At 40.6% G+C, this 15,058-nt stretch carries 15 protein-coding genes; 8 read left to right on the forward strand and 7 right to left on the reverse strand.

Annotated features, from left to right (window positions below; genetic code table 11):
• Positions 1 to 29 precede the first annotated feature (29 nt).
• The 4 genes from GWK08_RS15930 (at position 30) to GWK08_RS15945 (ending at position 2,986) form a co-directional block, all read left to right on the forward strand.
• Complete coding sequence (locus tag GWK08_RS15930) at positions 30 to 758, forward strand: hypothetical protein (RefSeq protein WP_163608222.1); 729 nt, start codon at positions 30 to 32, stop codon at positions 756 to 758.
• 326 nt (positions 759 to 1,084) lie between these two features.
• Entirely contained in the window at positions 1,085 to 1,918 is an 834-nt protein-coding gene (locus GWK08_RS15935; RefSeq protein ID WP_163608223.1) for an alpha/beta fold hydrolase, read from the forward strand.
• Between the two features lie 7 nt (positions 1,919 to 1,925).
• Positions 1,926 to 2,414 carry an RNA polymerase sigma factor gene (locus tag GWK08_RS15940; RefSeq protein ID WP_163608224.1) on the forward strand — a complete coding sequence of 163 codons (489 nt, stop codon included), beginning with the start codon at positions 1,926 to 1,928 and terminating at the stop codon, positions 2,412 to 2,414.
• Complete coding sequence (locus tag GWK08_RS15945) at positions 2,411 to 2,986, forward strand: hypothetical protein (RefSeq protein WP_163608225.1); 576 nt, start codon at positions 2,411 to 2,413, stop codon at positions 2,984 to 2,986. The genes GWK08_RS15940 and GWK08_RS15945 overlap by 4 nt, the downstream gene beginning before the upstream one ends.
• On the opposite strand, the gene GWK08_RS15950 is transcribed toward GWK08_RS15945, so the two are convergent.
• From GWK08_RS15950 to GWK08_RS15965, 4 genes are read right to left on the reverse strand one after another with little or no spacing between them, the layout of a single operon-like run.
• Entirely contained in the window at positions 2,987 to 3,373 is a 387-nt protein-coding gene (locus GWK08_RS15950) for a hypothetical protein (RefSeq protein ID WP_163608226.1), read from the reverse strand.
• Positions 3,374 to 3,375: 2 nt separating this feature from the next.
• Positions 3,376 to 3,774, reverse strand: a complete 399-nt coding sequence (locus GWK08_RS15955; protein ID WP_163608227.1) for a thiol-disulfide oxidoreductase DCC family protein — start codon at positions 3,772 to 3,774, stop codon at positions 3,376 to 3,378.
• A 28-nt stretch (positions 3,775 to 3,802) separates the two neighbouring features.
• Complete coding sequence (locus tag GWK08_RS15960; protein WP_163608228.1) at positions 3,803 to 4,486, reverse strand: ABC transporter ATP-binding protein; 684 nt, start codon at positions 4,484 to 4,486, stop codon at positions 3,803 to 3,805.
• Positions 4,483 to 5,703 (reverse strand): ABC transporter permease, encoded by a 1,221-nt coding sequence (locus GWK08_RS15965; protein WP_163608229.1) that lies wholly within the window; start codon positions 5,701 to 5,703, stop codon positions 4,483 to 4,485. The genes GWK08_RS15960 and GWK08_RS15965 overlap by 4 nt, the downstream gene beginning before the upstream one ends.
• 187 nt (positions 5,704 to 5,890) lie before the next feature.
• Between GWK08_RS15965 and GWK08_RS15970 the strand changes: the two genes are divergently transcribed.
• Positions 5,891 to 6,871: an endonuclease/exonuclease/phosphatase family protein gene (locus tag GWK08_RS15970; RefSeq protein WP_163608230.1), complete on the forward strand. Its 981-nt coding sequence runs from the start codon at positions 5,891 to 5,893 to the stop codon at positions 6,869 to 6,871.
• A 42-nt stretch (positions 6,872 to 6,913) separates the two neighbouring features.
• Here the strand turns inward: GWK08_RS15970 and GWK08_RS15975 are convergent, their stop codons facing one another.
• On the reverse strand, positions 6,914 to 8,533 hold the full coding sequence (locus GWK08_RS15975) for a hypothetical protein (protein ID WP_163608231.1): 1,620 nt from the start codon (positions 8,531 to 8,533) through the stop codon (positions 6,914 to 6,916).
• A 234-nt stretch (positions 8,534 to 8,767) separates the two neighbouring features.
• Between GWK08_RS15975 and GWK08_RS15980 the strand changes: the two genes are divergently transcribed.
• Positions 8,768 to 9,115: a hypothetical protein gene (locus GWK08_RS15980; protein WP_163608232.1), complete on the forward strand. Its 348-nt coding sequence runs from the start codon at positions 8,768 to 8,770 to the stop codon at positions 9,113 to 9,115.
• 45 nt (positions 9,116 to 9,160) lie between these two features.
• On the opposite strand, the gene GWK08_RS15985 is transcribed toward GWK08_RS15980, so the two are convergent.
• On the reverse strand, positions 9,161 to 10,636 hold the full coding sequence (locus tag GWK08_RS15985; protein WP_163608233.1) for a hypothetical protein: 1,476 nt from the start codon (positions 10,634 to 10,636) through the stop codon (positions 9,161 to 9,163).
• A gap of 159 nt (positions 10,637 to 10,795) precedes the next feature.
• Between GWK08_RS15985 and yiaA the strand changes: the two genes are divergently transcribed.
• On the forward strand, positions 10,796 to 11,275 hold the full coding sequence (gene yiaA, locus GWK08_RS15990) for an inner membrane protein YiaA (protein WP_394352005.1): 480 nt from the start codon (positions 10,796 to 10,798) through the stop codon (positions 11,273 to 11,275).
• Positions 11,259 to 11,546: a hypothetical protein gene (locus tag GWK08_RS15995; protein WP_163608235.1), complete on the forward strand. Its 288-nt coding sequence runs from the start codon at positions 11,259 to 11,261 to the stop codon at positions 11,544 to 11,546. The genes yiaA and GWK08_RS15995 overlap by 17 nt, the downstream gene beginning before the upstream one ends.
• 45 nt (positions 11,547 to 11,591) lie before the next feature.
• Here the strand turns inward: GWK08_RS15995 and GWK08_RS16000 are convergent, their stop codons facing one another.
• Positions 11,592 to 14,867 carry a glycosyl hydrolase gene (locus GWK08_RS16000; RefSeq protein WP_163608236.1) on the reverse strand — a complete coding sequence of 1,092 codons (3,276 nt, stop codon included), beginning with the start codon at positions 14,865 to 14,867 and terminating at the stop codon, positions 11,592 to 11,594.
• Between the last annotated feature and the right edge of the window lie 191 nt (positions 14,868 to 15,058).

Below are 15,058 nucleotides of genomic sequence, written 5' to 3' on the forward strand. Positions count from 1 at the left end.
ATAAATCAAAAAACGAAAAACCATTTAAAATGAACAAACTATTAATTATTTGTGGATTGCTTTTCCTTCAGGAAGGTGCCACGCAGCAAGATGAACCAGAACCCATTGGGTTGCAAGAGGTATCACAAACAACGGAACTAGTAGCTTCTTTGCCGGCAGAAGAAGATTTAACTACTTATTATTTTTCACTTTTCAGATTTAATGATTTAACAGAGAAGGAACTCGATATCAACAGTATTGAGTATATAGAGGAGGAAGAGGAAATCGACCTGGGCTTTGACCCGGCTCTATATTTGCCGAAGGGATTTGATCCATATGTAGCATACTTTGACATAAACTCAGTAGAATACATTGAAGATGAAGAGGAAATAAACCTTGGATTTGATCCGAAACAGTATTTGCCAAAGAATTTTGATCCATATAGTAAGCCTTTCGATATTCACTCAATAGAGTATATCGAAGACGAAGAAGAAGTAGATTTAGGATTTGATCCTAAGCCATATTTACCAAACGGTTTTAATCCGAATGAAATATATTTCGACATTCATACGTTAGAATATATTGAGGACGAAGAGGTAATAGACCTTGGGTTTGATCCCAAAGAGTATTTACCAAGCGGTTTTAACCCTTATGAAGTTTACTTCGATATTCATTCGATAGAGTATATTGAAGAGGAAGAAGAAATTGATCTGGGATTCGATCCCAAAAAATATTTGCCAAAAGGATTTGATGCTTACGCAAAGCCATCGAACCTGTAAGATAAAATAAGGATATCAACAATTTAACTTTGTTTGATGGAATTATTTGAATTAGCTAGAGGAAACTCCGCCGAAAGGCGGAGTTTTTGATTCGAAACGGCAATTTGCATTCGAAGTACAGGGGAAAAATCCCCTTTAAATACTGGGTTATTACTCTGCCGTAAACAAGGCACAAACAATATATTTGTCATGTAGACAAATCTTTATTTAAATTTTGGTTAGTTAGTTTTGAAAATGGGTCGTCCTCGTACGGTCCATTTTTTTTTGAAAAACACGTAACATTTTTTCATGCCCTGCATCCAAAGGGAAATTTAAAACTGTAAATCATGAAAAAAGTAATTATTGTCAGCGTGTTTTTATTATTAACTACTCTGGGATATTCTCAAAAATCACCATTTAAGGCAGAAGTAAAAGGGAAAGGGAAAGCAGTATTGTTCCTGCCTGGCTTTTCCTGTACGGCCGAAGTATGGAAGGAAACTGTGGAAGAACTTTCCAAAGAATACGAATGTCATGTATTTACCTTTGCCGGCTTTGGGGATGTTCCAGCTATAGACAGTCCCTGGCTGTCTAAAATAAAGGAAGGTCTTGTAAACTATGTAAAAGAGAACAAATTAGATAAACCCATCGTAGTAGGGCATAGCCTGGGAGGGACTTTAGGTTTGTGGATGAGCAGTTCCGAACAGGAGCTTTTTGAAAAACTGATCGTAGTGGATGCCCTGCCTTCCGTAGGCGCATTGATGATTCCCGGATTTGATGCATCAACCATTACATACGACAATCCTTATAGCAATAATCTGCTCTGGATGGGAGAAGAGGATTTTAAGGCCATGGCTACTCAGACAGCGTCTTTTATGAGCCTTAACAAGGAAAAACACGGTCAGATCAGGGACTGGATCCTTAAAGCAGACAGAAAGACCTATGTGTACGGTTATACAGATCTTCTTAAATTGGACCTCAGAGAAGATGTTAAAAACATAAAAATCCCCGTAGTTTTACTGGCAGCGACCTATCCGAACAAAGAAATGGTAAAAGCCAATTATGAAAAGCAATACGCTCTTTTAAAAGGCCTGGAGGTTTTTTATGCAGATGATTCGGCGCATTTTATCATGTACGATCAGGCGGAGTGGTTTATGACACACCTTAAAGAACAACTTAACTAGAAGAGAATTGGAAAAAGAATTCGGCGAGATATACAATTCACACCATCAAAAAGTGTATCGGCTTTGTATGGGATATTTTAAGGGAAACACATCCCTGGCCGACGAGGTAAGCCAGGAGGTCTTTATAAAGATCTGGGAGAAGCTCAGGAGCTTCAGAGGCGAATCGGAAATATCTACCTGGATCTACAGGATCACCGTAAATACATGCCTTATGCATATCAGGTCTGCCAACAAAAAGAAAGAGGTTCACCTGGAGTTTGTTCCGGATAGTGTGGAAGAAAACCCGGAAGGTGAAAAAGAAGAACAATTAAAAATGCTGTATTCCTGTATTTACAAACTAAACGAATTGAACAGGATAAGCATCCTGATGGTACTCGAAGGAGTTCCCTATGAACGAATAGCAGAAGTGACCGGATTGTCGGAAGATACCCTTCGGGTACGGATACACAGGATCAAGAAGAGTTTAACCCAATGCGTAAAAAAAATTAACGGATGAAAACATTTGAAGAAATAGAGTCTTTATGGAACCAACAGGGAGGGGGTAAGGCCCAGGCACCTGAAGAATTTATCGAAAAAGCCAGGAAAGTAAAGAAAAAGGTAATTCGGGAACATTTATGGACACAGGCAATCCTGGCAGTAACAGTTCTTGTTTTAGTTGTGTTTTTTGTCTCGGTATCGGTTGCTAATTTTAATCAGAGTCTTTTAGGAGCATCCCTGATGGCCGGAACCTTAGTGATACGTATCCTGATGGAAGCGGTTAGCAAGGCGAGGTTTGCCAAACTGGATGAAACAGAGAACTTCCGCAGTTATACTTCAAAGGCCGTTACCTTTTACAACTGGAGAAAAAAGGTGCATTTTGTCGCTACTCCTGTGCTTATCGGACTTTATGCAACGGGCTTTATTTTGCTTCTTCCTTATTTTAAAAAAGGGGTCTCCACAGGCTTTTATAACTACATAATATTTTCGGGGATTGCTTTTCTTGTGTTTTTCTGTATCCTTATTTACAGACAGATCAGAAAGGAGCTGGAAATGTTGAAGTACCTGAAAGGAAGTGAAGGAGAGGGTTGATCATTGCTCCTGTAATGCTTTTAATTCGGCTCTTACGTTCTTAACGAATTCCCGCTTTCGCTTGGAATAGATATCAAATTGCGCGGCATCCAGAACCTCACCGAGCTGTTTGTCGCGTTCCTTATCCAGTTTTTTTATTTTCTTGAGTTTGGAGAGTTTATTTCCTTCCGCACGGACAATTTCATCCGCTTTTTGGGCGTGTGCGAGGTTAATGCCGGAAACAAGCTGCATTTGCTCCTCGTTAAGATCCAAAGCTTTTTCAAGCTGAGCAGAAAAAAGGGAGGCCCGTTTTTCCGGAGTGGAGTTTTCCAGTTCTTTAAATGCCTGGGCATTCAGGGAAAGAGAGGTTGATATAATAAGTAAGAATAAGATAAAAAAGCCTCTCATGATCAGTCTTCCGATGATAGATTAACCGTACACATGGCTACGCTGCTACCGAACCATTTGATCCTGTTCCTGGAAGCGATCGTATAAATACCGTCTCTGAAACTTCTGGGAACCAGGCTTAATATTCCGGCCAGGGTTTTCCATTTGCGCATTTTCGACATGATCCTGAGAAAACCGTCGGAATGTGTATACATAGAATCTCCTTCAAAGAGAATAACGGTATCCAGTCTGTGGGTTGGGAAATTATTTAAGGCCAGTAATTCCTGCCCTTTTCTGGATTGGAAAGGAACGAATTCAAACTGGTCACGGGAAGTGTTTTTAAACACCCATCCAACGACACCATTGCACAGGTTGCAAATCCCATCGTAGATGATAATATTTTGACTTTGAGTTGTTTGCATGACTTCTTATTTATCTTAATTCTCTAGATTAAAGTCGCAGACTCCCGTCTATCATTTCATAAGATTTGTTAGAATTATTATAAATTTTGTCGTCATGTGTAGCAATTGCAACAGCTGTGTTCCTTGTTTTACAGATATTTTGGAAGAGTTCGAAGATCATTTCCGAGTTCTTTCTGTCGAGGTTACCAGTAGGCTCATCAGCGATGATAAGTCCGGGATCGTTAATAAGTGCCCTTGCAATGGCTACTCTTTGTTGTTGCCCTCCTGATAGTTTATAGACCGGATATGATAACCGGTCTTCCATACCCAGTTCTGTTAGGAGCGTCCGGGCTTTTTCTGTCAGCTCGGCCCTGCTGTGTGTGTTGAGCTTTAGTGCCGGAAGCAAAACATTCTGAAGTACATTAAATTCGTTCAGGAGATAGTGGGACTGGTAAACGAAACCTATATTCCTGTTCCTGAATTCGGATAAAAAAGATTGTGATTGCCCTTTTATTTGAGTGCCGTTGATAAGCAGTTCTCCTTCAAAATCGGTATCCAGGGTAGAAAGTATATAAAGCAGGGTGGATTTTCCGCTCCCGGATTTCCCGTAAATGGATACCAGTTCTCCCTCAGCCACCTCAAAAGTGTTGTTTTGAAGTACATAATGCCTTTCCGGCTCGTAGAATTGCTTCCCGAGAGCATTGGCTTTTAATATGTGAGCGGCTGCTGTCATATGTCTCTTATAATATTTACCGGATCTGTTTTCGATGCTTTCCTGGAAGGAAAATAACCCGCAAATACGGTGGTTAAGATCCCGAAGAATATACCCAGTATATAATAAATGCCCTTAAAATTCACGGGATAGGTATCTACAATGATAAAATCCTTGGCCTGTAATGGTGTTACAGAAATAAGGTAACTGATGGCATAGCCGAAAGCAGCTCCCAGCAGGGCTCCTATTATTCCGATGATCAGCGATTGGACCAGGAAGATAAATACGATATCCGTGTTTTTGTAACCGATCGTCTTTAATACGGCTATGTCTTTCCTTTTCTGAACCACGGTAATATTCATGATATTATAGATGCCGAAACCTGCTACCAGCAAAAGAGCAAAGGAAACAGACCAGGTAAGGACATCCCGGACCTTATTCCCTGCTACAATAGTCCTGTTATTGTCTTTCCAGTCTTCAACCCCTATTTTGCTTACCCGGTTGAGAAGTGTTTCTTTGATCTCTATATTGTTCCTGTCGCGGAGTTTTACATGAAGATTGGTAATCAGTTCCTCCTGTTCCAGAAGAGAGCGCAGGGTTTCTGCCGGAGCATAGGTCCGTACATTGTCGATGGTGGTAATACCAAAGCTGAAGATCCCGCTTACGCGGAATTGTTTTTCGTTCCCATTCGGAATAATGATCCTCAGGGAATCTCCGGTCTTTACCATAAGTTTTTTGGCCAGACTGGTTCCCAGTACAATATTTCCTTCTTCCGAAAAAGATTCAAAACCCCGGCCGGAAAGGATCCTTTTATCAAGGTCGTACAGTTTCTTTTCCTCATCCGCTTCTATCCCGTTAATGGCTCCCGGTAACTGTACATGCTGACTGATAAAAATAGCCGGAGTGATAACCTGTTTGGAATAAGCCCTTACATTAGGTGACGCCTCCAGGATATCCTCTATTTTATCCAGATCGTAAAGCGGATTCAGCATGAGATCCAGGTCCAGATCATCCATCACCTTGTTGAGGTCCGGTTGCGGACTGATGGTAATATCCGGACTTCCTTCAAATACGGCGGCATCCAGAAAATCGTTTACACCGGTCATAAAATTTACCATCACAATAAAAGTGGTTACCCCGAACAAAACCCCCAGCATAGCCAGAAGACTTTGTTTTTTTCTGGCTGTCAGGTACTGTAGCCCGATAAAAAGGTTTGTTTTTATTGATTTGATATTCATAGTTTTAACAACCAATGCTAAATAATGGCATAATAGTCTTTATTCCACCCTAAAACTGACAAAATTAATTTTAACATTTCCGGGAGGATTGAAAAAAGAAAGTTATAAAATTGTAACGATATAGAAATCAGGAATAAATTATATCTCTATTTCATATTTTTGAGTAGCTGAATTTTAAAGAAATTAAATGAGAAGAGTATTTAAAGCAATTGGTTGGTTCCTTCTGGCTTTGTTGGTATTTACAGTAAGCTTTTTTCTTTGGGCATCTTCTTCGGTATATCCCGAAAAGGATTATGCCAGCTTAAAGAAGTATAAGGAAAGCGGTTTTTCTGCTGAAGATTCTGTGATCACGGTAATTTCCTATAATATTGGTTATCTGAGTGGCCTGACCAATAACAAAGCGGTAGAAAGCCCCGAATCATTATACGAAACCAACCTGGATCGTACCAAAAGCGTATTTGGCCGGATACAACCTGATATCATTGCTTTTCAGGAAATAGATTTCAGGTCTGCGAGATCTTATGAGGTAGATCAGCAGGAAGCACTAAGCGAACTCGGGTTTTCATATGGTGCCGAGGTAGTTAACTGGGATAAAAGATATGTTCCTTTTCCATATTATCCTTTTTCACGTCATTTCGGAAAGATGCTTTCCGGGCAATCAGTTCTGAGCAATTTTGAAATAAAAGAGCAGGAGCGTATTGTTCTGGCCAGGGTAGAGGGAAATCCGTTCTGGAGAGATGCTTTTTACCTGGATCGCCTGGCACAGGTACTCAGCCTGGAAATAAATGGGAAGGAGCTTAAAATGATCAATGTGCATCTCGAAGCTTTTGATAAAGCAACAAGGGATATTCAGATAAAGAAGATCATTGAACTGGTATCGGGCATCAAAGATAAATACCCGCTTATCTTACTGGGCGATTTTAACAGCGATCCCAATAATAAAGATGCGAGTATCCTGGCCTTACTTGAAATGGAGGGGATAAAAAGTGCGGAAGACAGTTTTCTGCAGAAGACCTTTCCTTCGGATGCGCCCAGGACCAAAATAGACTATATTTTTTACAACCCTGCCTTTATCGAAAAGATCGACGCTGGAGTGGTAACAGAAGTTCAGACTGCTTCCGATCATCTTCCGGTATTTATGGATTTTGTCCTTAAGGATACTGAATAAAAAAAGCTGCCCGAAAGCAGCTTTTTCCCTATTAAATATGATTTATTCACTACAAGTTGAATAGATCTCACAGAATTCAGTGAGGCTTTCCGGAGTGTTCTTAAATTCCTTATTCTTTACTTTTTCGATAAGGGACGGACATCCTTCAGCCAGAGCGGTCAGTTTCTTCTTGAAACCGAACAGATAACCGGAAGACATAGTAGATTTTCCTTTTTCGTCTTCAGGCTTTTTAATTACAACTTCCTTGTCGTTAAAAAGGAACAACTCGATCTTATCCGATCTGTGCAGTACCTTTACGAATTTAGGCTTGGCACCTGCACCCAGTTTTCCTATATCTACAGCACCGTCCTTTAAAGAAGATTCCTTAAAGTTGATCACCTCATACAGATCTCCGTTGGCAAGAGCCAATGCTTTACAGTTTTCGGCTTTATAATCGGTTACGCTCTCATTTCCGTCTGCATCCACTACCTTTAATTTGGCGCTGAATGTAATGCTTTTCAGGTCGGAAGCACTGATCTTAGAGGTAATAGTATCATTACTCTTGGTAATCAGGTAAGCCAGTAAAGCTTCTTCTTCTACAGGCTCATCCTCTATCTCTTCCTCGCTGATCTCTTCACTTCCGGTAAGGTCTTCCGAAACAACCTCGAAGTGTCTGGAAGTTATCTGGTTCTTCTCCAGACGCTCCTTCAGGCTTTCGGCTATTCTTTTAAAATATTTTCCGTCGCTTTTGTCATAATCGTTTTCGATCAGCTTTTCTGCATATTCAATGGTTTTATCCGGCTGATCCAGGTAGTAGTATATTTTAGCGATATTGTAATAGCTTGCATAACGTACCTTACGCATTCTCTTTTTATCTCCCACATAATTAGGGATGATACTGTTGAAATATTCAATTACGGCTTCTGCCTCCTGAGCGATCTCCTCCGTAGGTTGATTAGATCTCATCTTTGAAAAGATCTCCTTTAACTGTTGATGTGCTTCCTTGTGCTTCGGAGTTTCAGGATGCTTTTTAGAAGCCAGGATCCACAGGTGTTCTCCTTCTGTAGAATATGGCCTGTAACCGTAAGTAGTGTTAAGATTACCATTCATACTGGCTACCGCATCGTTAAAAAATGCGCTTCTGAAACGGTTTCTAAGATTGTAACGGTTATTGTTGTAATAATCCTTGGCCTTGGAATAAGACTTAAAGGATTCGCTGGTGAACGTTTTGCTGTCGGAGTAAACTTTGGAATAGGAAGTGCCTTTGTCGTTATTGGATACTTCCATGGTAGCATAGGTCTTGTAAGGAACCACTGCGTTATAAGTACGTGTAATGGAAGTTACTTTTCCATCCTTGTCTTTGTTCTCCTTTTCGGTTTTGGTAATGGTCACATCTCCAAGCTCTATATCGCTGATATCGATATTTACCTTGATGGTAGCATTGGAGTTTACCTTAGAAAAACCCGAGATATTTATTTTGTTCTTGGTGACTTTTGCTCTTGAGGGACTACGCATGGCATTAATGACATTTATTTCGTAGGTCCGTTGCTTATCTTCCAGAACCGGATCGGACGGAAGTTTTACATAGGAAACCGGAATGTATTCCCGGTCGAGATTCGTGCTTTGTGCCTTGGCAAATGAATAGGACATTACCAATAGCATGGTTAGTAGGATTTTTTTCATAATATAATGTTAATTTTGCTCGTCACGAATATATGTTTGCAAAAAGGAATCTAAAACTTTTTGTTGTAAACGACTACAAATTGTAGGTGAATATGGTAATTAATCTAGTAAACATATAGGTTGATCTGATTTATCCTGAAAGCTTCGCAAGGAAAAATCCCCTTTATTAACCAGTTTTAGCCTCTGTTCCTGCTTTTTTAATCCTTATATATTTGAAACATAAATTATTAGGAGATGTCGAGTATTACATTTTTAGTGAGTTCGTGCAAGATAGATAAAAGCAACAGAGAGGTATTCTGGGAGGGAAGAAGGATCCAGACAAGAGGGCATTTGATCTGCTCCGGAGAGGATCATCGTTTTATCGTTTATTTTGTTGAGCCCGGAAATGAATTACCAAATCCTACCTACCTGAAAAGTTATAAGCTGGGCGCTATTTTTGTCCCGGTAAATGAGATGGATGCATACCTGGGACTGGCCAATGAAGAGGAGCCGGTCTATGCTTACCTGAATGCAGCAAGACCCGAGTTAAATTCCATTACCGTAAATGAGCCTTTACGGGAGGAAATATATCAAGGCTATTAATCAATTTATATACAAACCTTTTAAAGGACGAGAAACCGCATTTATTCAATGCGGTTTCTTGTTTACCATTGCCAGTACAGTGTCATACGGATCTTTCTTGTTTTGTTTTGCTTTGAGCCAGGCGTAGAAACTAAGGGTAAAAATATCTTCATTCTCATTGAGGTCGGGTATCCGGGCCGGATTCAAATCGGAAGGAAAGAGAATTGTTTTGTCCAGTACGGAAACGAAATTCAGGAGATGCTTTTCCTTTAAAGCTTTTAAATAATCGAGATACCTTCTTTTAAAACTCTGCATCCTGGAAACGCATAGTTCGATATTTTCCAGTTCGAGATGTAAGATCAATTCCATCAGGTTCTTTTTGATGGCCCACTCTATTCCCACTTTCTTTTCATACCAGTTATCCGTATGGTAAAAACCCTTAAAAATACCTGATACCTGCCTGAAATCGGTTTTCTGAAAATAGTATAAAGCCAGGCTGAGCCTCAGATCAAAAATTTCTGCCATGTCATGCTGATAGGAGGTTTCCAGAACTGAAGACGTAATTTGAATGGCGGTGTCAATTTTTCCTGAATAGCAATGATTCAAGCTGGATAACAAGGCGTGTTTGGGAACAAACCTGTTGTAGTACTTATAGCGGTTTTTCTGCATTTGTTCCTCCATTTTCTCCGTGTATTCCATAGACTCAGCAAATTTCCTGTTCCGGAAAAAGACATTTGCCATAAAGTATAAAATGTAAATGTGGTAATAAAGGTGCTTCCCGGTCAGACTCTCTTTTTCAATAATATAATCATAACTCTTCCGGAGGAAGCTTTCTATGGAATGGTATTCCTTGCTTATAGCCGCATACTCATTGGTGATAAACATGATCTGATAGAGGGATTTAAAGGTGAGGACTTCCTTTAAAGAGATCTGCAATTGTTCTATCGTATTTTCTATCAATTGCTGAAGGTCAACCACCTTTCCTTCAAATTGAAGTTTTTTCAGTTCTTCTCTCAGAATAGCATAGCCCATATTTAAGCGTTGCTCATTCAGGACTCTTTTTTGGTTGACCCTGAACTTCTGAGTGATGATCTTCAATGGAGTATCCGAATAGAAATGTGAAAATTGTATCTGAAGATTATATATATCGTTCAATACACTGAATAATTCCAGTTTTTCGGCTTTTTTTTCTGCTTTATCCAGGGTTTTGACCCCAACCTGATACTGCTTCTGTTCAAAGAGGTAGTTGGCTGCCAGTATCAGTTTTTGAATATCCATTTCTTCCGATTTGTCCCGGCTGAAGTTTTGTTGGGCAATAAAGTCGATAAGGTTTTCAAAAAGCCTCTTTCTGAGGGAGTGATAGGCAGGTCCGTTCCCGTTTGTATAAAGTTCGGTGCTGAGGTCTTTTTTTCTCTTTTCAAGAAGCCTGAATAAAGCTATGTTTTTAGTATCCGCTCTCTTGTTTTTCTGCCTGAGATAAAGTACAAAAGACTTTTTCTCCTCGTCGGACAGAGAAGGGATCATTGATTCTAATAAATTCATATCGTTATTTAATATACTATCAAGTAATTGATTAACAGTATTTAATGTTTAAATATAATTAAAAAATATCGTCAGTTTTTATAAAATATTATCTTTTTCCCTTACCGGAAATGCAGGAGGTTTGTAACAGGAATTCTAAAACTAAAAATCATGAGTTCAATGTCAACAACCAATCTTAAAGATGAAAGAAAAAAAGAAGAACTGATCAAGGAGCTTTTTGAGAAAGATCCTTACAAACCCACAGATGCCTTTGTTGCCGCCTCGTGGATGGCTCTTTTTATCGGGATGGTCTCTTATTGTGTCGGATTGTGGAATGCCGATATGTTGTTAAATGAGAAAGGCTACTATCTGGCGATTTTATTATTCGGGCTCTTTTCGGTGGTTTCTGTTCAGAAAAGTGTGCGAGACCGGATAGAAGGTATTCCGGTAACCGAGATCTATTACGGGATCGGGTGGTTTGCAGCCATTATTTCTATTCTGCTCCTTGTTATAGGTTTGTGGAATGCCGATCTGCTTTTAAGCGAGAAAGGTTTTTACGGTATGGCATTTACCCTTAGTTTATATGCTGCCATCGCTGTGCAAAAGAATACAAGGGATATTCATTATTTAAAAAGGACCAAGTATGATAAAAGTAAGTAATAAGTTATTGTGTTATTCCGGTCTTTGGGTTTCAGGATATTTTACATCCTTTTACACACTTTACCTTCTAAGGATCGATGGAGCAATCATTTCTGCCTTCAGGGAATTGCTAACCCTTCCTGCTTTCGGTATTGCCGTTACAGTTTTTATCCTCGTCTTGAGGAATATGATACGGGAAAGAAAAGTTTTTGATAAATGGGTAGTAGCAGGACTTGTACTGGCTGTAATAAATCTAAGCTTTGTAATATTGAGTTTCCTGAATGTGCTTTAATAAAAAAAGCCTCCCATTCCCGGGAGGCTTTTTTGTTCTTTATCTCTAATCCAAAAAGTGCAGATTTCCCGGAGTATAGGGAGCTCCTGCAGTTTTAAGCTGTCTCCTCAGGTTTTCAACCTTGGTTTCCAGAAGGCTTTTTGCCCTGGAGTAAAGCGGTTCAAATTCCTCTTTGGCTATTTTATAACTGTCAATATGAGTCTGCGTAGGGTTTGAGGTTGAGTGTAATTGCTCAAACACTAAGAAACCTAATCGCTGACTGATGGAAGGCGGCCTGCCGATATCAAGTCTGGCAGCTACCCGGTCTCCGTTAAGTCCTTCATTTATCTCATAAATATCCTTCTGGATCTCATTGTAGAGTTTAAGTAACTGTGCTTGCGCTTTTGGTGTTTTGTCAATAGCAGCTTTTATATATCTCATTTCCGATCTCAATTCGCCTAAAGCATTCTGAACACTGCTTACTCTTCCGCTTAGCAGGTTGATATCCTCCTGAAAGGATGCAAGAGCATCTCTGTCAGTTGCGGGTAAAACAGTATTGTTAAGTGGTCGCAAGTCAAAACTCACCGGCTTGCTGAGTGGAGTTTCCGTATCGCCTTCAATTCTAGACATACTTACCGTATATCTTCCGGGAGGTACAAGAGCTCCTTCGCTTCCTCCTCCGAACGGATTGTAGAAGGCAGGAGTGGAAAGATCTACCGGATCTTTGGCTGCAGATCTCAGGTCCCAGTTCATTCTGTGAACTCCGGCCGATGCCGAACTGAACAGTTTTCTTACGATCTCTCCCTTGCTGTTCGTTATGGTAAAAACAAGTCCGGGTTTGGATGCGGTAGTTTCCTTTTTCAGTTCCTCATAGGAAGGGTAGTTATTATTACCTCCGTCCTTACGAGTCTTCTTTTCCCTGTCTTTTCTCTGGTCGGCTGTTGTCTTAATTCCTTCTTTGAGGTACCAGCTGAAAATAACTTCGGAGCCCAGGTTGTCTCCTATGTAGAAAGCGTCACCCATAAAAGCTTTTCCTGGTAATCCCAGCGGATAAGAAGCTTCAAAAAGATAGCCCTGTCTCACATCAAATAAAATGGCATCCTCATTAAGCCTGGATCCTATTTTTCTGAGGGGAGAATAATCATCCAGTACATAAAAACCGCGCCCGAAAGTGGCGAGTACAAGGTCGTTATGCTCTTCCTGGATCGCCAGGTCCCTTACCGCTATGGTAGGTAGTCCGGCCTTTAATTGTTTCCATTCGCTTCCTCCGTTATCAGAGAAAAAAGCTCCGAATTCAGTACCGACAAAAAGGAGTTGCGGATCTACAAAATCCTCCTCAATAGCGTATACGGACCCTCTGTCCGGCAGGTTGGAAATAATAGGGCTCCATGTTTTTCCCTTATCATTACTTCTGTATACATATGGTTTGAAATTCCCGTATTTATGATGGTTAAAACAAGCGTACACCACATTTTCATCATGTTTGGATGCATAAACTGCATTTACATAGGTTCTTGAAGGTACTCCCGGGAAATTTTCGGATTTTCTCCAGGTATTTCCTCCGTCTTCGGTAATCTGTATAAGGCCGTCATCGGTTCCTACAAAAAGCAGATTTTCATTTAAAGGAGATTCAGAAAAGGCAACAATGGTACCATATGGTGAAGTGGACCTGTTTTTAGCAACGGCATCAACACTCCATATCCTGCCCATTATCTCCAGTTTATTCCTGTCGATATTTCTTGTCAGGTCATCACTGATCACCTGCCAGCTATTCCCTCTGTCGTCGCTTTTAAACAATTTATTGGCGGCAAAGTAAATTCGCTGCGGATTGTGCCTGCTTACCGATAGGGGTGCATCCCAGTTCCAGCGATAGGCATTCTCTCCCTTTCGCTCTTTGGGTTGTATTCCTTTTTCTTCTCCACTTCTTTTATCGTAACGTACCAGTACCCCGTACTGAGATTGTGCATATACGATATCAGGATTGTCAGGAGCTACCTGCGATTCGAATCCGTCACCACCGTGTGTTATGAACCAGTCGTGGTTATTAGGTCCGTTATTGCTTACTGTTCTTGACGGACCTCCCAGGCTGAAATTATCCTGTGTTCCTCCGTAAATATTGTAAAAAGGTTTGGCGTTGTCTACTGCTACCTTGTAAAACTGGGTTACAGGCAAATTGGCCTTAAAGCTCCAGTTTTTCCCGGCATCCCAGGATTCGTATATCCCACCGTCATTTCCGTTTAAAAGGTGATCGGTATCTGCAGGGTCTATCCAGAGAGAATGATTATCTACGTGTTTGTAATCTTCTCCTACATTCCTGAATGATCTTCCTCCGTCTACACTTACCTTCATCCAGGTATCCATGGCATATAATTTATCCGGATCTACCGGATCGGCAACGATCTCCTGGTAGTAGTTCCCGCTGGTAGAATAACCTCCTCTTTTTTCCCAGGAAGCCCCGCGATTGGTGGAGATATAAAGTCCGCCTTTATTAAAAGCGGCTTCCACAATGGCGTAGATATTTTCAGGATTGGCAGGTGAAATAGCCAATCCGATACGCCCCAGGTCAACATTTGGAAGTCCGTTATTTATCTTTTCCCAGGTTTTTCCTCCGTCTTCGGACTTGTGGAGTCCGGAACCGGGGCCACCGCCCAGATAGGTAAATACATGTCTTCTTCTCTGGAAAGAGGATGCGTAAAGTACATCCGGATCTCTGGGATCCATGACTACCTCATTGATCCCTGTATGCTTATCGATATTCAGAATATTGTTCCAGGTTTTTCCTCCGTCTTCCGACTTATAGAGTCCGCGGTCACCTCCTTCACTCCAGAGCGGGCCAATTGCAGAAACATAGATGACCTTTGAATCTCTGGGATCCACAATGATGTTTCCTATATGCTCCGAATTTTTAAGCCCCATATGGGTCCATGAGTTTCCGCCGTCATTAGAGCGGTAGATCCCATCGCCATAGGCAACACTTCTCTGGTTATTGTTCTCTCCGGTCCCAATCCAGATCACATTGGGGTTATTCGGGTCTATGGTAACACAACCGATAGAATAACTCCCTTCATTATCAAAAACAGGCTTGAAAGTATTCCCGGAATTGATGGTCTTCCAGACTCCTCCCGAAGCTGTAGCCACATAGTATTCTTTGTTGTTCTTCGGGTTTACTGCAATATCGGCAATCCTTCCGGAGGTAAGTGCGGGACCTATACTCCTGAATTTAATCCCTGACAGGGATGTTTTTTCCAGTAAACTCTTTTGTGAAGTTGATCTTTTTCTTTTTTGCGCCTGAACGTGGAAAGATAGGGCGCATATCAGCAAGAGCGTAATTAATTTTTTCATGATGTTGAAATAGTCGGTTATGGAATAAAAAAACAGCGGAAAGTGCATTTTCAAAAAGTAAAAATGCACCCTTTCAAATATACTAAAAAAAGGATGTGATATTATAGGGCTAAACCGAACTAACAATACTTGATAAAGATGTGAAAAAAGGTGAACCTGAGAACTTAATTCAATTTTTCCAATACCTTTGA

This window comes from Leptobacterium flavescens, assembly GCF_010671605.1.
In the GTDB taxonomy this organism is placed as follows: domain Bacteria; phylum Bacteroidota; class Bacteroidia; order Flavobacteriales; family Flavobacteriaceae; genus Leptobacterium; species Leptobacterium flavescens.